Raw genomic sequence first — 24,455 nt, 5'->3', positions numbered from 1 at the left:
GGTGGTGCGGGATCGGGCATATCGCGAGCCGCGCAATGAAACTCGGTGTCGAGCCGGTTTCGACCTGCCCCGCCGAGATCACCCGGGTCGTCCTTCAACGCATGCAGCAGGCGCTGGACCAGGCCGTCGCCCGCTGTCAGCGGTGGCGATACCCGTTCACATTTTGGTGTAGCGCGCCATGGCGAAGCTGTAGAGGCCATAGGTGATGACTCCGAGGCCGGCGAGGATGAGCAATGCCGCGCCATAGGGTTGAGCCCCGAGCGTTTTGAGCGCACCGTCGAGTCCGGTGGCCTTGCCTGGCTCGGAATAGGCCGCGGCGACGACGACCAGCACCCCGGCACCGGCAATGACCAGTCCTTTGGCGATGTAGCCGACAGTGCCCAGTCGTCGCACGAGGTCGCTGGACTTCCCCTCGAGATCCTCGAGAAACGTGCGGCTGACCCCCTTGTAGACGTGGTATCCGCCGACCCCGACGACGATCACACCGGCCGCGATGAGCGCGGCCGTCCCGGCGCCGGTCTGCATCAACCGTGCACTGATCCCCGAATTCTGCGTGCCGGTGGACTTGCCGGCACCCCGCGCAAATCCGAACGCGGAGAACGCGAACCCGAAATAGACCACCGCCAGGGCGAAAGCCTTGGCGCGATCCAACGCTTCCGACGGCGCGCCCTGGGACTTGGGGTCGGTGGAGCGTCCCAGCGCGGTTTCGACGAGCCGCCACAGCCCCATCACGAGCAATGCGACGACGGCCACCCACAGCGCGACGATACCGCCCGGTTTGCCCGCCAATTCTCCCAACGCTCCGGATTGATCGGCAGACCCGCCACCCCCCAGGGCGATCCGAATGGCCAGATAGCCGATGACCAGGTGCAGCAGTCCGCTCACGACATACCCCGCGCGAGCCACTCGTTCGAAGACGCCATTTTGGGCCAGCCGTGTTGCGGTGGAAGCCGAGTCGCTTTCAATCACTTTCGACATTGCGCAGCTTCCTAACCGGATTCTTCTCGCGTGTCGCGTGTTCGGGAGTCCGGATCGATCTTGTCGGCGCGTTCGAAATCCTGTTTCAGCTCGTCGCGCGAGGTGACCGCTTCGCCGCGGTGGGCCGCTGCTTGTTCTTGCAGGCCCGCCGCCTGCGCTGCCCTGACATCGGCCTCGGCTTGAGCCGCTCGGGCCTTGGCCGCGGTCTCGTCGGCGAGCGCTTCACGCTGGCCGACCTTGTGGGACAGTTCGGTTGCCTTCTCACGGATGCCCGCGGCTTCGACGCGGCGGTGTTCCTTACGCTTGTTCAACACCACCCAGGTGAGCGCGGCGACGATCAGAATTGCCGCAATCACGACAACAACGATGACGACGATCGTGGTGGTAGTCATGTCGGCTCCTGGAAACTTGGTTGAGCGTGGTTCATGTGGTTGGCACCGGTGTCGGGAATGGGTTCGGTTGACCGCGGCCCGCGTGCCGGGCACCGATGTTGTCAGCGGCTGGGTTGGGGCACATGGCAGTTGGTCGCCTTGGGATTGACCCCGGAGCGTTGTCCGGCGGCGATCGCGCCGATGATCAGCCATACCAGCACCAGCAGTGTCAGCCACCGCATCACTGGCCTCCTGGAGTCGATGGATGAACCAACACCGGCGTCAGAAGTAGTGGCGTCGCCCGCCGACGGCGCGGCCCATCGACCCCAAGGCCAGGAGCACCAGACCGATGATGAGGACCACGATCCCGATGACCCAGAGGATCTGGATTTTCAGCAGGAATCCGACGACGAGAAGAATGATTCCGAGAATGATCATGGCCGATACCTGGTTTCGTTGGGGAGTGACAGGGCGGTGGGCCACACCGGTGGTTGCGGGGGGAGTCAGTGTTTGAAGGCGTCCTTCATCTTTGCTCCGGCCTGCTTGGTATCGCCTTTGGCCTGATCGGTGCGACCCTCGGTCCGCAGGCGAGTGTTGCCGGTGCCCCGGCCGACCAGTTTCTTGGCGGCGCCCTTGGCGGCTTCGGCCTTGTGCGCGATCTTCTTACCGATGCTCATGGTGATGGTCCCTTTCACGTGTGCCGTCGCCACGGATGCGGCGAACATCTATTGCGGGTCGCGTCAGCCGCGCCGCGAGTGCGGGTTGCCCGCGGCGCGGTGGTCCCCCGATCGGTTGCCGAATCCGAAAAGGTGGAATCGGTCGTGACGCGCAGCACCGTCGGCTCCGGCATCGCGGGTATCTCGCGTGTCGTCCAGGGCGGGGGATGCAGTGGCGCGCCGATGTTGCTCGTCGAGGTGGGACTGCCGGTCGGCGAGGTCGTCGCGCTCCTGGCTTACCGCGGCGGTCTCGCGGCGCGACACCTGGAGTTCGTTGCGCGCGGTGCGGCCGCGGCGGGCGGTGCGCCGGGCGCCGGCCAACAGCAGGCTCAGCCCGATCAGTCCGGCCACGCCGACCACGATGCCGTAGAGAAACAACATGCCGGTCGAACCGGTGACGTGGTAACCGAACACGGCGAAATTGTCGGTCAACGCGTGGCCGACACCTCCGTTGGCCAGCACCCCCGCGAGCCCGACCATGGCGGCCGCGACCAGAACAACCAACCCGATGATGACGATCATTGTGCTACCCACCAGATCTACGGTGTAGTACTCACTCAACCACCGCACACCCACTGTGTCAACAGTGTAGAACTGCGGTGTATATTCGAGGCTGAATTGTGTTGGTCCTGTGAAAGGAAGGCGCGGCGCCGATGACCGAATCGCCGAGCGGTCAGATGAATTCCGAGCCCGACGGGCAGATCACCCGGGCCGCAATGCTGGCGGTGGCGCTCGAGATCGTCGACCGCGATGGAGTCGACGGATTGTCGATGCGGCGCCTCGGTGAGGCGATGGGCCGAGACGCGATGGCGCTCTATCGGCACGTGCCGAGCAAGGCGGCGGTCCTCGACGGCATCGCCGAGATCGTGCTCGAGCAACTGTCGGCCGACACCACCGACACCGCCTGGGACGAACAGCTGCGCACCATTGCGCGCGATTTCCGCCGACTGGCACTGACCCACCCGAATGTGGTGCCGTTGCTGGTCACCCGACCGCTGGCGACCCCGCTCGGGCTGCGGCCGCCGGGAACGCTACGACCTCTGGAAGCCATCCTGACACTGCTCACCCGAGCCGGCTTCACCGGCGTGGACGCGCTGCACATCTACCGGACACTGTTCGGGTTCCTCCACGGCCACGTCCTCAACGAGCTGCAAGAAATTGTCGAGCGACCAGAGGAAACCGACGACGTGCTGCGGCTGGGCCTGCACCGGCTGCCGATCACCGAATTCCCCATGCTGCGTAACCTCGCCCCCGCGCTCGCCGCCTACGACGGCGCCACCGAACTCGAGCGCGGGCTCGACAGCCTGCTGACCGGCCTGGCCGCCACGTTGTCCAACCCCGACGACGTACCGCAACGCTGCCGCTGACCGTCGACGGCGCGCTGGGCCCAGGTTGCGGCCGCTGAAAAGACTTGGTGATCTCTTCCACCGCAACAACTCCCACGGCCGGCGTGCTGCGCCGAGCTGACATGCGAGCGCCCCGCCCCACGCTTCAGCTCCGGATACGAGGTCGCCACCGCTTTACCCGCCAGGTCCGACACCGACGTCGGCCCGTCCGGGCGCGGCGGCGGCGTCGAGGAGGTCTTTGCCGGTTATCCCCAGATCCAGGGTTCCCGCGCCCACGTACACCGCGATATCGCGCGGGCGCTGGAAGAAGAACGCGATGTCGTTCTCCGGGTCGAAGCAGTTCAGCTCCTTGTTCCGCACCCGAGGTAACCGATACCCGGCCGCGGTCAGCAACGTCAACGCCGATTCGCTCAGCGAACCCTTGTTCGGGACAGCGACACGCAGCAAAGGCATGCCGTCAAGCCTCACACACCCCTGCAACCGCATTTCGTCCCGCCCACCAGCAACAACACGGGTACGGCACGGGAGGCGATCTCACCTCTACCGGCGCCCCGGGCTGCCCGCCAGCGCGGTCAACCGCTCCATCTCATCAACGCCGTCGTTGCAGCACTCGCCGCAGTACAAGCGCATCACCGGATGGTCCTGGTCCGGGATGTTGAACGCGCTCCGCCGCTGCGGCACGTTCGGGCGCAGATCGCATCCGCACGTGACGCAGGTGAGGATGCCCATCCACGCGAACTTCTCGTGCGGTGCCTCCAGCCAGCCCTTCCCCGGATCCCACCGCTTCACCGCCATCGCGCCCGCGACCGGCTCGTAATACACGAACATCGGCTCATCACCTGGTTCGGGCTCTTGCGGGAGAACAGAACTCACGTGCAGCCCTGACTTGGTCAGCCCACACGTCACGAACACGTTCACCACGTTCCTACCAGCGGAAAGGGTCCAGAATTTGCGAAATTGGGCGCAAAGCTGCGCGACGGCCGCGTAGCGGGCGGCGGTGTTGTGGGCGATGCCGAAGACCAGTGTCAGGTGCAGCGGGTCGGGGCCGGCAGTGAGGGCCTCGTGGAGGATGCGGTCGCGACGGATCCGGTCGACGGTGCAGCCGCTGGGCTGCGTGCGCAGGCTCACTGTCCGCTGGCTGATCGGTGCGGTGCTGTGGACGGTCTTCGGGCCGACCAGCAGGTGCGGGTTCACGGTGGTCGGCCAGGTGGTGCGGCGGTGGTCGAGCCAGCGGCGGATGGCGCGGTGACCGAGGTCGCCGAGGCGTTGACGGCGTCCGGCGAGGGTGATGCGCCGGTTGGCCAGGTCGACGTCGGTGAGTTTCAGGCTCCGGATAGCGCCTGTGCGGGCGGCGTTCTCGGCGGCGAGGGCGACGATGACCCGCCAGGCGGGGTCGGTGGCGAGCTGCTCGACGGCGCGGATCTGCTCGTCGGTCATCGGCAGCAGAGCGAAGTCGGCGGGGCGGGTCTTGAGCCCGGCAGTGGGGTTGGCGAAGATCAGGCCGCGTTTCTTGGCGAACCGGAACAGTGATCGCAGAGCGCAGGTCGCGTTGAAGCGCTGCGAGCCGGTCAACGGTTTGAGCGCGGCGGTGATGTCGGCGCGGGTGACTTCACGCAGGTGGTCGTAGCGGGTGGCCCAGTGTTCGAGAAATGGCCGGGCGCAACCGAAGTAGACGTGGAGGGTGGAGGCTGAGCGGGGCCGGGCGCGAGCGTCGCCTTCGAGCAATACCGTCAGCCAGTGCCGGACTGGTTCGGCGAATCCTGGCGTGAGATCGGTTGTCACGCAGTGGATCCAGGATTGGATCGAGGGCGTCGAATCGTCCTCGAGCAGCCCGAGATCGGCCAGGACTTCGATGAGGCGGGGGCGTGACACCCGCCGGTGAGGACGGGACCGGACCTCGCTGAGCAGCACCCGTTCGCCCCCAGGCTGCCCGGTCAGAACGGTGACCAGGCCGTCGAGAACGCATAGCGTGGTGGACCGGCTCCAGCCTCGAGCCTGGCCGAGCTGACGGGTGTGCTGGGCCGCGGCCCTCAGCACCGGGTCATCGGCGGTCAGTGCCGGATGTTGCCAGCCGGGCGGGACTGGTTCCCCGTTCTTGCGCCGCCAGTAGGAGGCGAGTGCGGAACAGCTTTTGCTGCAATAGATTTTGTTCCTGCGCCGCTTCTCCGGCAGTGGCTTGCCACAACGCGCGCAGTTCATCGGGGCGGCAGCGACCTACCGGTCCGAGCACGCGGAACGACCGGCAGGGCCTCGCCGACCGCGGCTGCCTCTTCCTCGATCGCCGGTTTCGGCTCGCTGACGGTCTCCGGCTCGGGAATCAGCAACTCCTCGACGCCGCAGCCGAGAACTGCGCAGATGACGTCCAGGTCGCGGAGCTTGACCACGTTCGGGTCACCCGACCACAACCCGGACATCTTGCCGGCGCTGATCACGAGGCCGCGGGCGGCGAGCATGCGTTGCAGTTCGCTGGCCTTCCAGATGCCGCGGTTGGCCGCGGCCAGGCGCAGGTTCCACTTCATTGGGCCAGTCCTTTCCATCGGTCGGCGACTCGGCGTTGCCCGGTCACCCAGGCGTCTTCGACGTGAGTGGCGTGGACGTGGATATACCGGGCTGTCGTGGCGGTCCAAGCGTGACCACATAATTCCTGGATCGCGAACAAGTTCATCCCGGCCAGATAGAGCTGACTGGCGCAAATTATCTGTAGTTTTTCACCGAAAAGTGCTGGTAGTAATGTATTTTCGAGTGTTTGTCACGTGGGTTATGTGGCTGGGCGGTTGTGGTCTTTGATCACGCGTCGCAGGCTTTCGCGGGCGGCGGTGAGGTCGTCTTCGAGTTCGTGGACGCGGTGTTGGGCGTGGCGGGCTTCGGTGGTGCGGGCGTCGCGTTCGGCGAGTAGCTGTCGGGTGAGCGATTCCAGTTCGGCGACGCGGGAAAGGAGCTTCGCCGGGTCGGGTTGGTCGATCTCGGCGCCGAGTTGTAGCCGGAGTCGGTGGCGGAGTTTGTCGTTGTCGGCGCGGAGGCGGCCGATCTCGGCCCGGGCGAGGGCGAGGTCGGTGCGCAGGCCGGTCGGGGTGAGCGGTGCCTGGCTGGCCGTCGTGCCGACTTGGGTTGGGGTGCTGGCGGATTGGGCTTGACGGCGGCGGGCGGCGTCGAGGTGTTCGCGCAGGCCGGCGGTGTAGAGCAGCCAGGTTGATACTCCAGCGGCGTGGGCGACGGCGGCGGCGGTGATCGGGGAACCGGCGGCTTCGAGAGCACCGATGGCGTCGAGGGCGCGGCGGCGTTTGTCGGCGCTGTCTTGGGTGCGGGCCGCGCGTAGCCCGGCGGTGCGGTCGGGTGTGGTGGTCATCCGGTGGCTTCGTGGGGTGTGGGTTCGATGATGGGCAGTAGGCGGGCGGCGCGGGCGCGGCGCAGCAGTTTGCTGGCGTGGTCGATCTCCTCGCGTTCGTCGGGGGTGAGTTCGGCCAGACGGCGGCGCATCTGCTCGGCGATGCGGCCGAACGCGTCGATCTGGGCGGTGAGGTTGTCGGTGACGTAGGCGGCGGCGTTCATCGCGTGCGCGGTTTCGCGGTCGGTGCGTAGTTCGGCGATGTGCTGTTCGAGTGCGGGCAGGTAGGACGGGTCGGGCCGGTAGAAGCCGCATCCGGCGCATTGGAAGCGGATCGGGCAGGCACCGCCGCCGGCGGTGACGTTGGACGGCTCGGTGCAGTTGCCGAACGGCACCGACACCGAGGAGCGCTGGTAGGCGGTGGGGCTGGTGAACGGGGCAGGGTTCCCGGCGGCGTCGACGGCCAGCGCCCCGACCGTGCGGATGGCCTGTTGCTTGCGTTTCAATCCGACCCGGTAGTACCCCATCGTGGTGGCGACCGCGACGTGGTCCATCAATTCCTTGAGCACGTCGACCGGGACCTCGGCATCAGCGTGGCGTTGAGCGTAGCTGTGGCGTAGTGAGTACGGGATGATCAACGACGGATCGAACGGGGCCGGGGTGCCGTCCGGGCCGAGCAGGTCGGAGTCGATGGTGCCGATCTGGGCGATCCAGTGCTTGAATGCCCGGCCGATGCAGTGCGAGGTGAGGTGTCCGCGGGATCGGTGCGCGCGTAGCAACGGGCTGGGGAACAGCCAGCGCCGTTGAGAGTCCGGTGTGGGCAGTTCGGTTCTGCGTTGCTGCCAGGATGCGACCAACCGGGCGGTGTCGGTGGTGATGGGCAGGCGGCGGCGCATCCGGCCCGCCTTGTGGTTGTCGTAGATCAGGTTGTGCTGCCCGTCGATGACCTCGAGGCAATCGATGCGCAGGCTGACCACTTCGCCGGGGCGTCGCCCGGTGTCACGCAGGATCTGGTAGATCGTCTGGTGCATCCGTTGCAGGTCGGCGCTGGCGATGACCCCGGCGCGACCGGTCGGGCCGAGCAGGTGCAGGTGCGCGTCGAGTTGGCCGATCACCTTCTCGGGCAAGGCTTTTCCCAGCTCGTCCTCGTTGGGGTCCTCGCGCGCGACGCGGTGGCGGCGGACGGGGTGGAACGGGTCGGGCACCGCGCTCATCAGGCCACTGGCGCGGCCGTGCTCGATGAGTCGGCAGAACTGGTGCAGCAGCAGATTGCGGTGCGAGGCGGAATACAGGGTTCCGTCGGCTCGCTGCTGGGTGCTGATCGCGTCGAGGATTCGGGTGAAGTCGCCGGCGTCCAGCCGGGTCTCGTCGGTGCGGCCGGCAACGATCAGGGCGTGGCAGGCGGCTTGACCGGCCAGCAGCGTCTCCCGCAGCCGCTGCAGGTAGGGGCGGGTGGTCCGAGCCCAGTCCTTGGCGATCTCGCGGAGCCAGGGCAGTTCGATCACACCGAAATCGACCACGCCCTGGGTGGCGGGCCAGCTCCGGGAAGAATTGACGGGAAGGTCGAGCAGCGCGACCTGCCAGACGTCGCCGGTGAACGGGTCCGTGCCGGCGTACTGGGTCCAGGCCCGGTCCACGTGCCGGCGCAGGTCGCGGAACAGCCCGCGGGTCGCGGCGTTGTAGAGCGTGCCGCCGGACTCGCAGACAGCATCAGGGTCCGCCTCGCGCAGCGAGGGCGCGTCCCCGAGACGGGCCAGCAGGATCCGCACCTGGGTCGGGTCCAGCGGCGGCGGCGCCTGATCACGGCACTGCAGGCCGTAAAGCAGCTCAGCGGCCAGCAGCTGCGGCAGCCCGGCCAGGGAGAACTGGTGCCCGCCCAGCCGGGGCCGCTCGGCGGCGATCCATGCCTGCGGGTCACCCGGCAACGCGACTCCACGATGCGCGCGCAGGAACCTGTTGTCGTGGAAACGACACAATCCGCGCCGGCTGGTGTGCTCACGGCCGCAGCCAGGTACCCGGCAGTCAGCGGCGCGGGTCAGCGGCTGTGCCCGCGCGATAAACGCCTCCAGCGGCTCGCGGCGATTCTTGCCCCACGAGCGTTCATGCCGGAAGCACAACCCGCTGCAGTGCAGATCGCCCTGACAGCCGGGCACTGTGCAGCGCCCCGGACGCAGCGGGCGCCTGGCCCGCGGCGGCGGCGCGGTGTCGAATTCCGCCCAGCCCAGGCCCTCGCCAGTGCGGGCGCGCCGGCAACCGTCACAGCGGGCCGACGGGCGGGGCGTCATCGTGGGGCATCCCGGGGTGCGGCACGACCACGCCGCGGTCCGCGGCGACGCCGGATCGCCGGTGAACAGCAGCGTCGGCTCGTCCCACTCCCCGGCGCGCCAGGCCGGATCCAGCCTCGACCGCAACCAGTCCAGCCACCCCGCCTCGACGGGTCGGTGCTCGACCCGCCCGGCGGCGACCAGCCGTGGCGCGTGCCCGCTCACCGGTATCGCCGTCCTGCCGCGACGGCCTCCACTGCCCGGCGTTGGTCCTCGTCACGGGCGTGCAGGTAGACAGTCGTCGACGCCAGCGAGGCGTGCCCGAGTAGCGCCTTGACCACGTCCAGCTCGACTCCGGCGCGAACCCAGTTGGTGGCCGCAGTGTGCCGCAGCATATGCGGTCGAACCGGGAACCCGCAGCCGCGGGCCAGCCGCTCGAAGAAGCCCTTCGCCGCCCGATAGGTCATCGGCGCGCCGAGCGGGGCGTGGTAGAGGTTCACCAGCACCATGTCGGTGTCGTCCGCGCCGCCCAGCCCGGACCGTTCGTGCTGGTAGTCGGCGTAGGCCGCCAGCACCGCGTCGCTGGCCGGCACCGTGCGCGGGAACCGCGACTTGGCCAACGCGCCGTTCGGGTTGATCCGATGCCGCACGTGCAGGTGCGCGCCCACCACCGTGCAACCCAGCGCACGCGAGTCCGGAAGCAGATGCATATCCGCCCGGCGCAACCCCAGCGCCTCCCCGATCCGCAGGCCGGTGTCGCGAAGCAGGATCACCGTGAACAGTTCACGAGGCCGCCGACAGCAGGCCAGCACCGCATCAGCCTGCTCCGCGGTGAGCGCCTCCGGAAACGGTGTCACCGCACGCGTTTTCAACGCCCGGGCCCGCACCGTGCGGAACTGGCCGGACTCGCCGGCATCGAACCCCGGCGGGGTAAACCGCAACCAGCGCGGCTCGGACAACCGCTCGGCCACCGCCATGTCGATCACCCCGGTTCGCGCGCAGAACCGCAGAAACTCGCACACCGCCGTCAGGGTCGCGTTCACCGTTGTGCCGCAACGTAATCGGCCGCCGCGATAGGGAGTGACCTCAACGAAGTGCTTGAACCGGGCCAACGTCGCCAGGCTGATCGATGGCCACACCACGCCCTGGTCGGCGCACCAGCCGAGGAAGCTCGCCACCCGGCCGGCATAGGCGCGGATCGTGTGCGGCGACCGCCCCGCCCCGTGCAGCGCCCGCAGGAAGTCGCTGGCCTCCCGATGCACCAGATACCCGGGGTCGAGCACGACCCACGACTGCGACCCATCGAGGGGAGAAACCGCCCGTTCGGCACTGAACGACGTCACCGGGCGAAGGTAACCAACGTGCCTCACAGGGGTGGATATTCGTGAGTCACCGGCGTGTCACACCAGTGAACCCACATACCTCACAGGGGTAGAGGCACTACAGATAACGCAAAAATGCCGCAGGACATGCGGAGTCAGCTTCCCCGACCAGGCCGGCAGATGCCGGTCGGTGGCCTCGGCCAGGGACCGACGGAACACATCGGCGGTCGCACGCATGGCGGTGCCGTCGGTGTTCTTGCGCTCGGACGGGAACAGCGGCATCCCGTGCCGGGACGGATGGAGGTCGAACAGGCCGAGCACGTCCTCGATGAACCAGCGCAAGCTGCGGTCGGCACCGTTGATCAACGGCACCAGCCGCGGTTTCGGGCCCTTGCGGCGAGATCCCTTGCCGTGACGGACATTCAGCTTCCCGAACCGACCCAGCTCCCACCGCACATCATCCAGATCCAGCATCCGGGCCTCGTTGATCCGCAACCCGACATCGGCAGCGAGGCGCGCGACGGCGTAGTTGCGGGCCGCCGGCGCGAATTTGCGGCAGGTCGTCAGCTCTTCGCGCCACCCGGCGAACAGCGTCTCGATCTCCTCGGAGGTGGGTGGGATCCGCAGCTGCGGATCGACCGACGCCCGCGGCCGGTTGATCTCGTCGAGCGGGCATTCCACGACCCGGCCGGTGAGGTTGTGCAGCTCAACCTTGTGCCGCAGCTCCAGGAAGTGGAAATACACTGTCAGCGCGGACGCACGGCCGGTCCGAGTCGATGGCTTCGCCTCCCGCAGCACCTTGCCGAAATAAGTGTCGGCGTCGGCAGGCTGCATCTCCCACAACGGCCGGCCGAACCACTCCCGGATCAGCTCCAGATGATTGACGTCGTTGCGGATCGTGGAGTCCACCAGCCCCGCCGACGCCCGCGCCAGCACGAACCCCGACAGCACATCGGTCTCGAAGTCGGCGATCTCCTCGCCGGTCGCCGGAGCCCGCAGATCCCGCAGATCGCGCACGGCCGCCAGACCCAACCCACGCCTCCTTGTCTTCACCCGCAGTGAGGAACCGTCGGCCCGACCGCAATTCGTTCGGCCGAGGCAACAACACTTCAGTGAGACATTCGGCGCTGAGGGCGCACAGGATGGCCCAGGTCCAGGCCCGGAGGGGTGGGGTGAGAGAAGCCGGAGAGATCAGGAACTCATCGACTGTTGGTTACCCAAGTGGGGGGTTTTCGGAGAGTCGACACCGCGCTTCTTTCGATCTGGTATCGATTGCCCTCAACGGAGAGGTCGGGGTCTCCACGTGGACGTCCAGTGGAAGTGGTGGCAGGCATGAGGGCTGTCGGTGCGACTCTCGTTTTTCTGTGTCTGGTGATGTTCGTTCTTGCGCTCATCGCCTTGTTCCGAGGGCATCTCGACTGGCTGAGGATTCGCAACCGTAAGGGAGCGGGTCTCCTGCTCGCTGCAGCGGTTGTGGTGTTGATCGTCGCCGGGGCCGTGACTCCGCATGCTGCGTCACAGTCTGGTGCGCCGACAGCCAGTAGTCGGGGTGCTAGTCCTGCGGGCGCTCCGGTGTCGGCGACTGCGGCTACAACTACTTCCGTTCCACCGAAGGCAGTGCCGCCACGATCGTCGGCAGCGGTATCGCCGATCGGGACGAGGGGCATACTGAGTCCGGTCGACTACTGGCGGACTACGTTTGGTCCCGCCACCTCTGACGAGTGCCGATCCGAAGGCGCTGATCAATTGAACTCCGAGGATGCCTGGCACTTGTCCACTGGCGTGCTCGCCTGCGTCCAGGACCCGATCGCACCGATTTCCAATGCGTGGAACGGCCGGATTATCAGCGCTGACCTCTACTTCAGCCCGCACCAGGATGAACAGCACGCACTGGCCTCGGCAGGCAACATCCTGCCAGCCGACATACAACAGGTGGGGTCCTTCGATGGGGTCAACAATGATGCCTCGTCGATTCCGGGTGGCTCCTGCAAACAGATCGTCTACCGCTCAGACACCTTCGCGGCTGCGGCGCGGCAAGCCAATCCGCAGTGGACGGGTAGTTTCGACAAAGTCTCAGTCACTCTCTACACCGGGAACTCGACCGCTTCGGATGGCTCCGATCGCGGATACAACGTCGGTGACATCCACCTCGCCCTCGTCGACATCGGAGGCGAAAACAAGGGATCGGACGGCATCGTTCACTGCTAGCCCGAGTCGAGGCCCGCCGGCCGCGACGCCGCGACCTGAACCCCCAGATAGCATCGGGCACACATCGGAAGCTAATGGCCAACAACATCAAACCGGAATCAGTGGTCGAAGCATTCGTGCTACGGGCACGTCGAATCGGGGCACATTCACTGTTCAGGCAGCGGCCGGATCTCATGGAGAAGCTGTCCGCAGGAAATTTCGATGTCACCGTCATCCCTGACCCTCAGACCGGCAAGCACACATACAGGCTGCGAATCGAGCACCCGGACGAGGAAGCACTTGAGTCCCTAGCAAGTCGCGTGCGTCCGGTGATACTCAGTAGCGAGCCCATCTACTACGAAAGCGTCTTGCGGGCGCTCGAAACGCTGGTCGGGCGGACTGTGCTGGACAGTGTTATCGACGTGGACTGGTGGTACGAGACCTGGGCAGAAGCCGTCGACGGTAGCAAGGACGCGCAAGCGTACTGCATCGTGACCGAGGCTGGTGCGATCACCGATCGAAAGCTGATGTACGCGTGGCTTTACGGCGATGTCGTCCACGCGAAAGCGATGAGGTCCCCAGCTATTCAGGCGCTCGGAATCAACGAGCGCTACTACGCGGCCGCGGCGTGCATCGCCCGTATCTGCGACCGAGTCGCGTCCACGTCGGTGATGATCATGCATTTAGCCGATCTCGGCCTGCTGCAGCTAAACTCCCATGTCATCCACCGTGGCGTCGTCGTCACCAACACGACGGTCGACCGGTTGGTCGATATACGAACTGCTGAGATTGGGGTAGACCTACCAAGCGACGTATCGAGGCTTGACCCTACGACCTGGGTACCTCTCGCTGACCGGATACAGACCAGCGCTGCTCCCGATGACACCGCTCACAGTGCTGAGCATTAACCCTTCTCAATACTCACGGATCTGTCGACATCCGGTTCCTGATCCGAGAGGGTTCACATCCCAACGGATTGGGGTCCCGGTAGAACTCGCCGAAAATCCAACGAAGTTCGCGATATGCCCTGATCAGGTGTCCTGTCCAATCGAAGTTGAGGTAGGGCGTGGGCCCTGCCTGCGGTGCCTCAACTTCGCGGGACGATCGATGAGCTACTCGTCTCATTGATCATGAGGCAGATCGCCGCCAACGTACCCGTGTTCATCGCCGATCGTCGGCTTCGCTTGTTAGGTCAGCGAGCGGCTGAATGCAGGGAGTTCGTATGTCCCGGGAGTGTCTGTGTGCCGGTGGGACGGAATCCGTCGATGAGCAGGGCGAGGTGACGGCGCCATGCGTCGGGCGCGTGGTCGCGTGTCATCTCGACGGTGCGTGAGATTCCCCAGACCATGAAGGCCAGATCGTCGACGGTGGCGTCGACACGGAGCTGACCGCGGTCCTTGGCGTTGCCGAACAGTTCCGCCAACGCTGCTGCCGCCTTGTCTCGCAGTGGTTGTGCGGCAGGAGATCTCAGGCCGCGGGCAGCGACCTCGTTGAACCCGCGGTCGCTGGCCTGGAGTTCACACATTGCCGTGACGTAGGAGACGAACCCGTGCCAGGGGTCCAGGTCTGCTGCGGCGTGTTCGGCGAGCGTGGCCAGTGTTTCGAGGCGGTCGACAAAAACTGCCTCGATGAGGTCCTGCCGGGTCGGGAATCGGTTGTAGAGGGTGCCGTTGCTGACGCCTGCATGGCGGGCGATGTCTGCCATCGCCACGTCGATGCCGTGCTCGGCGAACATCTCCCGCGCCGCGGTCATCACCCGGGCCCGATTGCGCTCGGCATCACTACGTAATGGCCGAGGTGCGGGAGTAGTGGAGGGCATTTCTCGATTCTATAACTTGACGACACCGTCATGTTATGCGGTAGTCTCCCAAACTAACTTGACGACACAGTCAAGTTGCGGTTTTTTCGAGGAGGATTCATGACCGAGACGTCCAAGACGATCGCGGTGTTCGGTGCGGGGCCAGGGCTCGGGCGTTCGGTGGCACGCCGGTTCGGGCGAGACGGGTTCCGGGTCGCCCTGGTCGCGCGGACCAGTGCGAAGTTGGACGCGATGGTCGGTGAACTGGCCGCCGACGGCGTCGAGGCCGCTGGGTTCGTGGCGGATCTCGCCGACCAGCAACAGCTTGCGGGTGTGGTGGAGGCGATCACGGGCCGGTTCGGCCGCATCGATGTGCTGGAGTATGCGCCGGCCGGGCCGGAGTGGATGCAGCGGCAGGTCGACATCCGCGCATGTGATCCGGAGTCGTTCGAGTTCGGTCTGAATATGCTGCTGCGGACGCCGGCGGTGTTGATCGAGTCGTTGCTGCCGGGCATGCTCGACCGCGGGGACGGGGCGGTGTTGTTCGGGTTGGCGGTCGCGGCGAGTATGCCGGTCCCGCAGTTGGGCAACGTCGCGGTCGCTGCCGCAGCGGCCCGGGCCTATCTGCACAATCTCCACGTGTCGCTGGCCGGAACCGGGGTGTATGCGGGTCTGGTCCAGGTGGCAGGCATGGTCGGTGGCAGTGAATCTGCCGAATACGCGGCCCGGCAATGGGATCCGGCGATGCTGCCCGAACCCCTCGACCCTGCCGATCTCGCCGAAGCCGCCTGGGAGTTGTATTCCACCCGGGACCGATTCGAGACAACCGTCGGGCTTTGACCGGACCGGCCCGCCGAAACGAGCAGGACTCGCTGGCGCAGAGCAAGATTCGCTGTCACAGGACAGTGGTCGTGGCGAGCAGTTGATCCAGTAGATGCTGTTGATGTGGATCGACCTTGGCATAGCGCGTTCGTAGCCAGGGGTAGAGCCCGTCGTAGCCTTCGGTGGCGTGTCTGTAGTCGATGCCGAGTGCGTGGTTGATCGTGCGAGTGAATTCGCCGATGGCGGCCGAGGCGAGTCCGGGGCGTGGGTAGCGCCAGCGGAAGTCTGCGAGTACCTGTGCCAGGTCAACGGTTTCGGGGTAGGTGACCAGGGTGGTGAGTGGGTCGCCGTTGTGCAGTTTGCCGGTGAGCGGGCGTTGGCCGCGGAAGGCGCGGATCAGCAGTTCGCGTCGGTCGCGGTGATGGCCGTGGCGTGCCCAGGTGCCTGTGATGTGGGCGGCTTCGGTGAAGGCCAAGGCGCCGATGGTGGGCCCGGCGTGGCAGGTGAGGCGCTGGTGGCGACGTTGTGCGCGCAGGATGTCGGTGATGCCGTTGACATCGTATTGCTGATCGAGGTATGAGCGGCCGCGTGATCCCAGCCAGATGCGATGTCTGCCGCAGAGCACGGTGTGGACTGGTTTCCAGGTGATGGCGAAGACGAATGCCTCGCGACGTAGAGCGCAGCGCAGACACACTCGGCGGCGAATGTGCGCGGGCAGTGGTGGATTGGTGTCGGGGTCGACCCCGGGACTCAGTTCCGGCAGGGCGTGGCCGAGGCTGTGTGGTGATCGTCCGGTGACAGCGGCCAAGCCGGCGAGAGTGACCCTTGCGGACCGGTTGTGCGTGTCGGACAGGTGCATGCGCAGGTCGTCGGGGTGGATAAGGTTCGCGGTGGCGAGCCGGTAGAGGTATGACCGGGTGGTTTCACCGTGGAACGGTGCGACCGGAAAGGGCAGCCGCGATGGTGGTCCTGACCGGACGCCGAACGGCAGCATCAGGCGGCGCCGTGGCGGGCCGATTCGGCGGCGTGGTCGACTGGGATGGAGTCCATCAGTTTGCGGGTGATGGCTTCCTCTCCTTCCAGGATCGCCAGCTGTGCGGCAGCTCGGACCAGGTGGGAGAGGCTGCCGATCATGCCGCCGGTACGGCGGTGCAGATAGCGGGCGTGGCGGGTCAGAGCGCCCGATTCGTGGCGGTGCAGCCGCAACGCGCCATCGAGGGTGGCGATCAAGCCTTTCCATTCGGAGTCGCAGGGGAACGGGCCGGTGTTGATCAGCACGCAGCGCCCGGCGATCTGCTTGCCCCGCACTCCGGTGAACAGGCGGCGCTCGATGTCGATACCGGCGTAGACGAACGTTGCGGGCAGGTGCTCGGTGAAGTATTTGAGGTGGTCGGACATGTCTTCCCCGGCCGAGGTGGCCAGGTTCAGGTTGTGCAGTTCGTCGACCAGCACCAGGTCCACCCGCGCTTGGAGCATGATCTGGCAGACCGCGTCGGCGATGTCGGTGGTGTTGTAGCCGCGTTTGACCGGCGGCAGGCCGAGGAAGCGGGCGAACTCCATGGCCAGTTTGCGCGGTGACCCCTTGGGCGGGGTAGTCACATAGACCACCGGAATCCGGTCGGTGAGCCGGCCCGGATAGCGTTGCCGCACCATCAGCTCATGGGTGCGGCCGAGTTGTTTGAGCGCGGTGGTCTTGCCGGTGGTCTGCTGTCCGGACACGATCAGCCCGCGGCGGGCGCTGATCTCACGCCGGTTCAGCAAGGTCAGCAACCGCCCCTGCCGGGCGACTTCGCGGACGGTGGAGGTCGCGACGATGATCATCTCGGAGTGGTAGTCGATGCGGGCCTCGTCGTAGGCGAGCCGATCCGCATCCGACAGCACCGCCCACTTTTTGTCCGGGAGCAGGTCGAACGAGGCAGCGGGAGAGTCGACGAACTTGCGCCATCCCACCAGCGTCATCGTCGGCTCGCGCAGGTCGGCCTCCAATGGTGCGCCGAACTCGTCGGCGGGCTCGTCGCTGTGACCGGCTACCACCATTTCTTGGCCTCCTCGCGGGCGTCGAACACACCCAGCGGGATAACCTCGGCCAACGCCACGTCGTCCTCGGCGTCCTCGTCCCAGCTCGATGCTGGTTGCTGCCGTGGCGGAACCGGCCGTTCGGCAGCCGAGACTGCCCTGGTTCTGCCTGCCACCCGCTTGTCCTTCTTCTTCGGACCGCCACCCTTGGTCGCTGTGTCGTGGATGGGTCCTTGTTCTGCGGTATCCAGCAATTGCGCTGCTGCGGCGGCGATCTCGGCTTCAGTGGCCGGGTCGGTGCCGCGACGGGCCAGCATCTGCCGGGCATGGTCCCACGCCTGTTCACCGAACGGTGCCGGCCCGGCCCGCAGATGCGTCCATGGGGCTTGGATCCAGCCGCCGTCACGGTGGTTGCGGACCCAGATTCGGGTGACGTCGTAGGGGTCGTAGTGGACCTCCCACAACCCCTTTCGCGCGTTCACCCCGGAATGCTGACGGCGATAGGGAGTCAGCTCGGCGCAGTCGTAGGTGCGGTGGGCGATCTTCACCCCGTAGGCGTTGATCGCCCGCCACCGTATCGGCAGCAACTCGATATAGTCATCGGCGGCCAGCGCAACCGGAACGTATCCCGCGGTTTCCACCAGTGCGGCATACATTTCGTTCGGAGACAGCGCCTTTCCCGGGATCAACGGGTGCCGTAGTCCGTCGTGTGGTCGATTCGCCCAGGTCGTCACCAGCCACTCGTCCAGCAGTTCCTGCAACTCGAGCATCGACCAGACCGCGTCGGCATCCGCATTCCGTCCACGTCGTTCGACGCTGGAGCCGACATAGCCGGCGACGTATTGGGCGAACAGGGTGCCCACCGCGGAGAAACTGGTCTCAACCGTGCCCTTCTCCCAGGGTGAGCCCTCATGGGAGGGTTGCAGGGTGATGCCGATAGCGCGGCAGGCGTTGCGGAACGCGGCCGACATGTAGGCCATGCCGTGGTCGCAGACGATGGTTTCCGGCACGATCACCGGCCGCGCGGCGGCATGCTCGAGCCGCTGATCGATCGCGGTGAGTCGTCGGTGCGGCAGCACCGACCGCGACATCCGTAGCGCATCACCCCAGCCCGGCCGCATCGGCTCCGGCGTCATCGCCCGCGCCAGCAGCAGCGCCGCGTCGACGGCTTTGGTCGTCGGCCTCAGCACGGCCGCTGGGATCGTGCGCGTGGCCAGGTCGATGAGCCAGGTCAGCTCGACCCGATCGACCACCCCGTTATCGAGTACCACGCGGACATCCAAAGGGGTGGAATCGATCTGGGTCCATTCACCCGACCGCAGCGCCATGACCGTGCCGAACGGCCCTTCCGGGCGCTGCGCCAGCGACCGGCGCGTGCGCGCCGATCCGAACGTGTGCTTGCCCGCCGCGATTTGTTCGACCAGCCGATAGAATGTCGCCCGCGCCGGCATCACTGATGCTGGATCGATCTCATCGGCGGCCAGCAGTTGCTCGACCCGACGCCGCAACCGGCCCACAGTGCCCGTCGACTGGTTCGTCTGCTCGGCCACCGCCTTGCCGATCGCTGCCAGCACCCGCTCATCGGTCCGTGCGCCCGGTCGCCGGGTGCTGCGATGGTCGATCAGACCCCACACGCCCTGCTTCTCATAAGCCAGGCGCATCCGTTGGAAGGTGCTCAGCGGCGCCGAATTTCCCTCCCGCGACAGCTCGTCCACCTTCGCCAGTTCCCGCTGCCGCAGGCTGCATGTGGCCGGATCGTATTCCGGCCTGGGCCGCGCCGCGCGCCCGGCCTCCGGCGGAACTCCGGTGATCACCTCGACAATGTGGTGTTCCCACCACCGGGCCTGCTCGACTTTATCCGGCCGAACACCCTCCAACAGTCCCTGCGGCGGCAACGCAGCCGACGCCGCTGTCACGATCGCAAACCCGCTCGCGGACAACAACTCACCCAGCGCGAGATCGCGTTCGGCCCCGGTCACGTCCGCCAGACGGGCTCGCTCTCCGGACAGCGCAACGACCGTGTAGCTGGCGCCTTCGAAGCGAATCTCCTCACCCACCTGTAACCGCGGTGGCCGTGACACGGTCATCTATCCTCCCCGGACACGCTCACCATCGACGCCCCGGTCAACGGTGCCGACTCCAGGTCCGCCGACAAGGTTCCCGACCACATCAGATGGAACAGCGACGGCAGCACCGACAGCCGGTCGCCCACCTCTTCAGCGCCCTCCAGCAGCGGTCTTGGCCGGGCAAACACCTCCATCAACCGGATCCGGTGCTCGGCACGCAGGCATCGTCCGTGCCGGTATCCGGCCAGCCAGCGAATGTTGGCCACACGCACCGCATCCAACGCACCGACCCGGCGATACACCCAGCCGACCGACTCACACGCCGCAGCAGTCGCCGCGAACGCCTCCGCATCGGAATCGGCGATCCGATCGTCGGCCCGCACATCGACCACCACACCACGCCCATCGGCCAGCCGGGCGAAAAGTCCGGAGCGTGCTGCCGACGCTTCCCATCAGCCGACCACGACAACCAAAACGGTTGCGCCGCAAACGCCCTCACCTGTGGTAAGAAGTCCAGCAGCATCAAATGGTCACGCTCGAGCCACGACTCGAACCCGACATGCCGGCCCATGCACGCAGCGAAATACAAACCCGGAAAGTTCTTCTGCCCCTGAAAACTTGGGATCTGCCGCACCGGCGGCACATCCTCGAACCGAGCGCCCCAACACGTCGCCAGCAACCCACGCCGCTCGACCGGACCCGCAGCGTCAATCTCCAAGTACCGCAACGTGAACGCCCCGGCGGCGTCGACGCCAGAAGCGGCGGTCGCCACACCACCAACCGTCATCACACTCCGGACCTCGTCGCCGAACGAACGGGCCCACTCTAGCCGCCCATCTCACACACATGAGGCAGATTCGGTGAATACCTCAGATCAACGAGACTGCCCCAGCATCAACGAGACAGGACATCAGGGCTGTGTCTGCGGCCCTCCGCATGCTCAGCATCGGATGCGAGAAAGTCGCATCCGATGCGAGTCGGCGGTTACGCGGGTCGTCCGGATACCTTCGTTCGCGAGACACTGTCAGCCCCAACGTGTTTCCGCAGTTCGAGCCTGTAACGCATGCCGTGTACGCGGCAAAGTCGACCCTTCGGGGGTTAGTGATACACCGTCGCTGACCGGCGACAACGCCTATATCCGTTGTTTTTTGGCGATTACTCCGGGACCCCTGGGAAGGGAACGCTATTCGAGTAGTCGGTTATTCGGTCCGCTGATGGGCAGCTCGTCACCGGTTGTGATCGCCGGGGGCGTAGCGGTTCCACGGGGTGCCGGGCTTCGGCTGCGAGAGCGAAGTCCGCTCCCGGCCGCATCGCCATTGTTCTCAGACCCCGTGCCGCCGAAATGTTCGACGATTCCTCATCTGTCGGCCGCGGCCCGGGCGGCGTTGAAGGGAGCGGTGTCAAAGACGAACCGACTGCGAACGATCTTCCCTCCGGTCACGGTGAGGCACTCCGCGGCCGGGGCGCTCGGCACGGGCATGGTCGACGTGTCGTACACCATCACCGCCGTCTCGTCGTCCCCGAACGCGCCGAGCATCCGCGTGCCGGTGAGAATCTGCAAGAACGGTGCCATGAACTCGCGATACGCCGCAGCCCCCGACAACCGCCCGGGGGGAGCATCGCAGACGATGTCCTCGGCGATATAGCTCATCGCACCGTCCAGATCCTTGTTGCTCCATGCCTCGAAGTAGGCCAACGCCGTTGCAAGAGCCCTTTTGTTCTCGGACATGATGGTCCTCTTTCTCGTTGTCAGTGATGTGCTTGCTGGTATGTACTGAGCGGAACCGGAAAACTCATCGGCGGGAGACAGAAAAAGATGACCACGGTGCTCGACGAGGTGGTTGCCGCAAGTCAGACCCACCGCCGGGAGCTGTTGACCTACTGCTATCGGATGACCGGCTCACTCCACGACGCCGAAGATCTGGTCCAGGAGGTGTCGCTGCGAGCCTGGCGCGCAGCGGACAACTACGACCCCGGTCGCGCGTCGCTACGAACTTGGCTCTACCGGATCGCCACCAATGCCTGCCTGACAGCGTTGGAGAAGGCCGAGCGCCGCGCCCTGCCTGTGGATCTGTCGCAACCCAGCGACGTGCTGGATGTGAAGCGGCTGCAGCCCACCGCCGAACTGCCCTGGTTGGAGCCGTGTCCCGACGCCTGGCTGGATGGCTCGGATCCGGCGGCGATCGTCGAGACCCGCGACAACATCCGGCTCGCGTTCATCGTGGCCCTGCAGCACCTGCCGCCACAGCAGCGTGCGGTACTCATCCTGCGCGACGTGCTCGCCCTGCGCGCCCAGGAAGTGGCCGACCTGCTCGAGGCTACCGTCGCCGCGGTCAACAGTGCGCTGCAGCGGGCGCGCGCCGCGCTGGCCGAGCGAACGGCAACCGAGGACACCCCCGCTGAACCCACAGACACCGAGCAGCGTTCATTGCTCGATCGTTATGTGACCGCCTTCGAGACCATGGACGTCGACGCGCTCAAACGGATCCTCCGCGACGACGCTCTGCTGCAGATGCCGCCCTACCTTGCCTGGTACTCGGGCTCGGAGGCGATCGGCACGTTCATGGCCACGGTCTTCGACCACGGCGGGCCGTTCTTTTTCCTGCCGACCCGCGCCAACAACTGCCCGGCACTGGGCTGCTACCGGCGCCGCGACGACGGCCGACTCCACGCAGTCAACCTGCATGTTCTCACGCCGACCCTGGAAGGCATTGCACGGATGGACATCTTCCACACCCCCACCCTGTTCCGCACCTTCGGCCTTCCCGAGATCCGGTGGTAGTAATCGGGGTTCCGGTAGTACTCGCCGAAAATCCAACGAAGTTCGGCATATCCCCTGGTAGGGGGTGATCTATCGGTGGTGTCGGTTGTCGAAGTCGTCTGCACGGGTGACGTGCAGTTTCTGGTGTGCGTGCAGGGGACTTCGAACATCGGCGCGCGCGAACTCACCTGCACCACGGTGCTTTTGGCTCGAAGTCGTCTGCGCGGAGAGACCGCGGCGCCGAGTTCAGCTTGTGGCGGTCTCGGCTCGCAGGTAGCTGTAGACGGTTTCCCGGCTGATACCGAACTCCTTGGCCAGCACCGACTTCCGCTCACCCGCCGCGGCGCGCTCGCGCAGCCGATTAGCCTGCTCGTCGGTGAGCGCGGGTTTGCGGCCGGTATAGACGCCACGGGTCTTGGCTGCGGCGATACCTTCGCGCTGACGCTCGAGGATCAGGGCACGTTCGAACTCGGCGAAGGCGCCCATCACCGATAGCAGCAGCGTCGCCATCGGCGAGTCCTGTCCGGTGAAGGTCTACCCTAAATAGACACCCGAGAGGTGCGCTGAGCGCCTCCACGCCCGACCGGGATACGATTCGAACCGCTCGTCCCGTTTCTGTGCTCCACGCTCCACGGTTCCAGTTCCTCAGAACGAATCGAACGGTGGTCCACGTCATGCGTATCGGGAAACCCACCACAACAGTGCAGGCATTCGACTTGTCGCGAGTCGAATTGCAGCCGGCCCGTCCTCGATCCACGGTGGATCGACGCGGCAGAGCCCAGGCTTCTCGGCCTGGTCGGCGTCGGAGCGGGAGCACATCGATGAATGAGGTGACCGAGTGATTCGGCTGCACGACCGCTGGCCGGGGCAGTCGGCACTGAGCCCGGTGCTGTCGCTGACCGAACGGCTGGCCGAGGCAGTGCCGCGGCAGCCGCAGACGCTCGGCGATCTGGCGCGAGGCAAGGTCGCCGCGGGCCTCCGCGGCACGGCCGACTTCGCCCGCCGCCGCCTCACCGGGGACTATCAGCTCGACGAGTTCGGCCTCGACGAGCACCTGTTGGAGTCGGTGATCCTGCCGGTACTGCGGCCGCTGGCGCAGCTGTGGTTCCGGGTGCAGGTCAACGGCATCGAGAACCTCCCCGAGTCCGAGGGCGCGCTGATCGTGGCCAACCATGCCGGTGTGGTGGCGCTGGACGGTTTGATGCTGCAGGTGGCCGTGCACGATCGTCATCCCAAGCAGCGGGCGCTGCGCCTGCTGGCCGCCGGCCTCGTCTTCGACCTACCGATCGTGGGCGAGCTGGCCCGCAAAGCAGGACATACCCTGGCCTGCCCCGCCGACGCCGAGCGACTGTTGCGCACCGGCGAGCTGACGGGCGTGTTCCCCGAGGGCTTCAAGGGTGTCGGCAAGCCCTACAGCGAACGCTACAAGCTGCAACGCTTCGGACGCTGCGGGTTCGCCTCGGCGGCCATCAAGACGGGGGTGCCGATCATCCCGTGCTCGATCGTCGGCTCGGAGGAGATCTATCCCAAGCTCGCCGACATCAAACCGCTGGCACGGCAGCTCGGGCTACCGTACTTCCCGGTGACGCCCCTTTTCCCGCACCTGGGCCTTGTGGGCTGTATCCCACTTCCCTCGAAGTGGTACATCGAATTCGGCGAACCCATCCCCACCGGCGCATACGGCCCGGAGGCCGCCGAGGATCCGACGACCCGGTTCGAGGTCGCCAATCAGGTCCGCGAAACCATCCAGCAGACGCTGCACCAGCGACTCACCAGCCGCCGCAACCCCTTCACCGGCTCCACCATGGGGGCGAGAAGTAAATCCGCCCGATCCGGCGCTAATTAGCGTGACATTTCGCGGATACCAGTCGCACCCCGAGTCGGAAACGCTGTATGCATGGGCGCAGGCCAGAGCAGGTGTGGCGTCTCCAGGAAAGCGACTGTGCGCGATAGCGTGATCGGCGCCATCGTAGACCGGGTACTCGGCCTGCTCGCGGTGGGACAGCGAGGACTCTGCGCGGCCCCCGAAACACCCTGCGGGCTTGCGATCGGATTCCGCTCCGTTCCGCGCGGAGTTCCTCGCCCGCAAGCTACGTTCACCCGCCGATCGGCCGACGCGAAAAGGGGCAACAGGTGGAGGCGGCAGTACTCGACGGGGCCGATGGGGCTGCGTGGCGGTTGCTGGAGCAGATCCTGGCCCGCTACGGATCACTGGAGGCGTTCTGCACCCGGCTGCGCCGTGACCTCGACGACCCCACGATCGAACTACCACCCCTGCCTGAGGTCCGCCCGAATCCCCGACGATGGGCATGACCCGGTTGCCGGTTGATACGGCTCCGATCACCCTCGTCGCCGAAAAACCGGCACGCTGCACGTGTCGTGCTTTGCGCGTGCCACAGCCCGCGAGACAGCAGCCCTCACCCAGCTCTACGACGCTTGTAGTGACCGAACCGGAAATAACACCGATCGGCCCGTTTCGGGCG

Annotated in this window: 24 protein-coding genes and 3 pseudogenes; 8 read left to right on the top strand and 19 right to left on the bottom strand. The window is 66.2% G+C overall.

From position 1 onward, the window contains the following. Positions 1-156: 156 nt before the first annotated feature. The 5 genes from ABH933_RS27355 to ABH933_RS27335 all read right to left on the bottom strand — a co-directional run bounded on the left by ABH933_RS27355 (position 157) and on the right by ABH933_RS27335 (position 2,599). Positions 157-978 (bottom strand): DUF1206 domain-containing protein, encoded by an 822-nt coding sequence (locus tag ABH933_RS27355; RefSeq protein WP_429426498.1) that lies wholly within the window; start codon positions 976-978, stop codon positions 157-159. Between the two features lie 11 nt (positions 979-989). Further along, on the bottom strand, positions 990-1,370 hold the full coding sequence (locus ABH933_RS27350; protein WP_429426500.1) for a hypothetical protein: 381 nt from the start codon (positions 1,368-1,370) through the stop codon (positions 990-992). A 261-nt stretch (positions 1,371-1,631) separates the two neighbouring features. Beyond that, entirely contained in the window at positions 1,632-1,787 is a 156-nt protein-coding gene (locus tag ABH933_RS27345) for a DUF6131 family protein (RefSeq protein WP_195154064.1), read from the bottom strand. Between the two features lie 65 nt (positions 1,788-1,852). Next, a complete protein-coding gene (locus ABH933_RS27340; protein ID WP_083895858.1) occupies positions 1,853-2,026 on the bottom strand; it encodes a CsbD family protein in 174 nt (57 codons plus the stop codon). Between the two features lie 63 nt (positions 2,027-2,089). Next, positions 2,090-2,599 carry a hypothetical protein gene (locus ABH933_RS27335; protein WP_429426502.1) on the bottom strand — a complete coding sequence of 170 codons (510 nt, stop codon included), beginning with the start codon at positions 2,597-2,599 and terminating at the stop codon, positions 2,090-2,092. A gap of 119 nt (positions 2,600-2,718) precedes the next feature. Between ABH933_RS27335 and ABH933_RS27330 the strand changes: the two genes are divergently transcribed. Further along, entirely contained in the window at positions 2,719-3,432 is a 714-nt protein-coding gene (locus ABH933_RS27330) for a TetR/AcrR family transcriptional regulator C-terminal domain-containing protein (RefSeq protein ID WP_429426504.1), read from the top strand. A 210-nt stretch (positions 3,433-3,642) separates the two neighbouring features. On the opposite strand, the pseudogene ABH933_RS27325 reads toward ABH933_RS27330, so the two are convergent. From ABH933_RS27325 to ABH933_RS27295, 7 genes and pseudogenes are all read right to left on the bottom strand, one after another. Next, positions 3,643-3,858: pseudogene (locus ABH933_RS27325) on the bottom strand (ATP phosphoribosyltransferase); the annotation flags it as partial. A gap of 93 nt (positions 3,859-3,951) precedes the next feature. After that, positions 3,952-5,448 carry a site-specific integrase gene (locus ABH933_RS27320; protein ID WP_429426506.1) on the bottom strand — a complete coding sequence of 499 codons (1,497 nt, stop codon included), beginning with the start codon at positions 5,446-5,448 and terminating at the stop codon, positions 3,952-3,954. Positions 5,449-5,606: 158 nt separating this feature from the next. Then, the gene (locus tag ABH933_RS27315; protein ID WP_429426508.1) at positions 5,607-5,930 is read right to left on the bottom strand and encodes a helix-turn-helix domain-containing protein; all 324 of its coding nucleotides are present in this window, start codon (positions 5,928-5,930) and stop codon (positions 5,607-5,609) included. 239 nt (positions 5,931-6,169) lie between these two features. Beyond that, entirely contained in the window at positions 6,170-6,757 is a 588-nt protein-coding gene (locus ABH933_RS27310) for a hypothetical protein (protein WP_429426510.1), read from the bottom strand. Then, positions 6,754-9,225: a tyrosine-type recombinase/integrase gene (locus tag ABH933_RS27305; RefSeq protein WP_429426512.1), complete on the bottom strand. Its 2,472-nt coding sequence runs from the start codon at positions 9,223-9,225 to the stop codon at positions 6,754-6,756. Before ABH933_RS27305 ends, ABH933_RS27310 begins: the two co-directional genes overlap by 4 nt. Beyond that, complete coding sequence (locus ABH933_RS27300; protein ID WP_429426514.1) at positions 9,222-10,343, bottom strand: tyrosine-type recombinase/integrase; 1,122 nt, start codon at positions 10,341-10,343, stop codon at positions 9,222-9,224. The genes ABH933_RS27305 and ABH933_RS27300 overlap by 4 nt, the downstream gene beginning before the upstream one ends. Before the next feature lie 57 nt (positions 10,344-10,400). Then, complete coding sequence (locus ABH933_RS27295) at positions 10,401-11,354, bottom strand: tyrosine-type recombinase/integrase (RefSeq protein ID WP_429426516.1); 954 nt, start codon at positions 11,352-11,354, stop codon at positions 10,401-10,403. Positions 11,355-12,068: 714 nt separating this feature from the next. Here ABH933_RS27295 and ABH933_RS27290 point away from each other — a divergent pair. Together ABH933_RS27290 and ABH933_RS27285 are read left to right on the top strand one after the other, a co-directional pair. After that, complete coding sequence (locus tag ABH933_RS27290) at positions 12,069-12,530, top strand: hypothetical protein (RefSeq protein WP_429426518.1); 462 nt, start codon at positions 12,069-12,071, stop codon at positions 12,528-12,530. A gap of 74 nt (positions 12,531-12,604) precedes the next feature. Then, a complete protein-coding gene (locus ABH933_RS27285; RefSeq protein WP_429426520.1) occupies positions 12,605-13,417 on the top strand; it encodes a hypothetical protein in 813 nt (270 codons plus the stop codon). Between the two features lie 284 nt (positions 13,418-13,701). On the opposite strand, the gene ABH933_RS27280 is transcribed toward ABH933_RS27285, so the two are convergent. Continuing rightward, positions 13,702-14,328 (bottom strand): TetR/AcrR family transcriptional regulator, encoded by a 627-nt coding sequence (locus tag ABH933_RS27280; protein WP_429426522.1) that lies wholly within the window; start codon positions 14,326-14,328, stop codon positions 13,702-13,704. Positions 14,329-14,427: 99 nt separating this feature from the next. On the opposite strand from ABH933_RS27280, the gene ABH933_RS27275 reads away from it, so the two are divergent. Beyond that, positions 14,428-15,147 (top strand): SDR family NAD(P)-dependent oxidoreductase, encoded by a 720-nt coding sequence (locus tag ABH933_RS27275; RefSeq protein WP_429426524.1) that lies wholly within the window; start codon positions 14,428-14,430, stop codon positions 15,145-15,147. Positions 15,148-15,202: 55 nt separating this feature from the next. On the opposite strand, the gene ABH933_RS27270 is transcribed toward ABH933_RS27275, so the two are convergent. The 4 genes and pseudogenes from ABH933_RS27270 to ABH933_RS27255 all read right to left on the bottom strand — a co-directional run bounded on the left by ABH933_RS27270 (position 15,203) and on the right by ABH933_RS27255 (position 19,845). Then, the gene (locus ABH933_RS27270) at positions 15,203-16,123 is read right to left on the bottom strand and encodes a TniQ family protein (RefSeq protein WP_429426526.1); all 921 of its coding nucleotides are present in this window, start codon (positions 16,121-16,123) and stop codon (positions 15,203-15,205) included. Continuing rightward, positions 16,123-17,166 carry a TniB family NTP-binding protein gene (locus tag ABH933_RS27265; RefSeq protein WP_429426528.1) on the bottom strand — a complete coding sequence of 348 codons (1,044 nt, stop codon included), beginning with the start codon at positions 17,164-17,166 and terminating at the stop codon, positions 16,123-16,125. Before ABH933_RS27265 ends, ABH933_RS27270 begins: the two co-directional genes overlap by 1 nt. Then, positions 17,157-19,232 (bottom strand): Mu transposase C-terminal domain-containing protein, encoded by a 2,076-nt coding sequence (locus tag ABH933_RS27260; protein WP_429426530.1) that lies wholly within the window; start codon positions 19,230-19,232, stop codon positions 17,157-17,159. Before ABH933_RS27260 ends, ABH933_RS27265 begins: the two co-directional genes overlap by 10 nt. After that, positions 19,229-19,845: pseudogene (locus tag ABH933_RS27255) on the bottom strand (TnsA-like heteromeric transposase endonuclease subunit). Before ABH933_RS27255 ends, ABH933_RS27260 begins: the two are co-directional and overlap by 4 nt. On the opposite strand from ABH933_RS27255, the gene ABH933_RS27250 reads away from it, so the two are divergent. Beyond that, positions 19,738-20,040 (top strand): hypothetical protein, encoded by a 303-nt coding sequence (locus ABH933_RS27250; RefSeq protein WP_429426786.1) that lies wholly within the window; start codon positions 19,738-19,740, stop codon positions 20,038-20,040. The pseudogene ABH933_RS27255 and the gene ABH933_RS27250 sit on opposite strands and share 108 nt — an antisense overlap. Positions 20,041-20,568: 528 nt before the next feature. On the opposite strand, the gene ABH933_RS27245 is transcribed toward ABH933_RS27250, so the two are convergent. Beyond that, positions 20,569-20,940, bottom strand: a complete 372-nt coding sequence (locus tag ABH933_RS27245; protein ID WP_429426532.1) for a nuclear transport factor 2 family protein — start codon at positions 20,938-20,940, stop codon at positions 20,569-20,571. 87 nt (positions 20,941-21,027) lie between these two features. Between ABH933_RS27245 and ABH933_RS27240 the strand changes: the two genes are divergently transcribed. Further along, entirely contained in the window at positions 21,028-21,993 is a 966-nt protein-coding gene (locus ABH933_RS27240; RefSeq protein ID WP_429426534.1) for an RNA polymerase subunit sigma-70, read from the top strand. 225 nt (positions 21,994-22,218) lie between these two features. Here ABH933_RS27240 and ABH933_RS27235 read toward each other — a convergent pair. Further along, positions 22,219-22,506, bottom strand: a pseudogene (locus ABH933_RS27235) (helix-turn-helix domain-containing protein); the annotation flags it as partial. 304 nt (positions 22,507-22,810) lie between these two features. Here ABH933_RS27235 and ABH933_RS27230 point away from each other — a divergent pair. Together ABH933_RS27230 and ABH933_RS27225 are read left to right on the top strand one after the other, a co-directional pair. Next, entirely contained in the window at positions 22,811-23,818 is a 1,008-nt protein-coding gene (locus ABH933_RS27230) for a lysophospholipid acyltransferase family protein (protein ID WP_429426536.1), read from the top strand. A 287-nt stretch (positions 23,819-24,105) separates the two neighbouring features. Next, positions 24,106-24,285 (top strand): hypothetical protein, encoded by a 180-nt coding sequence (locus ABH933_RS27225; protein ID WP_429426538.1) that lies wholly within the window; start codon positions 24,106-24,108, stop codon positions 24,283-24,285. The last annotated feature ends 170 nt before the right edge of the window (positions 24,286-24,455 follow it).

The organism is Nocardia sp. GP40 (genome assembly GCF_050434125.1).
Taxonomy (GTDB): Bacteria; Actinomycetota; Actinomycetes; order Mycobacteriales; family Mycobacteriaceae; genus Nocardia; species Nocardia albiluteola.
This window is presented reverse-complemented; position numbering and strand designations above follow the sequence as displayed.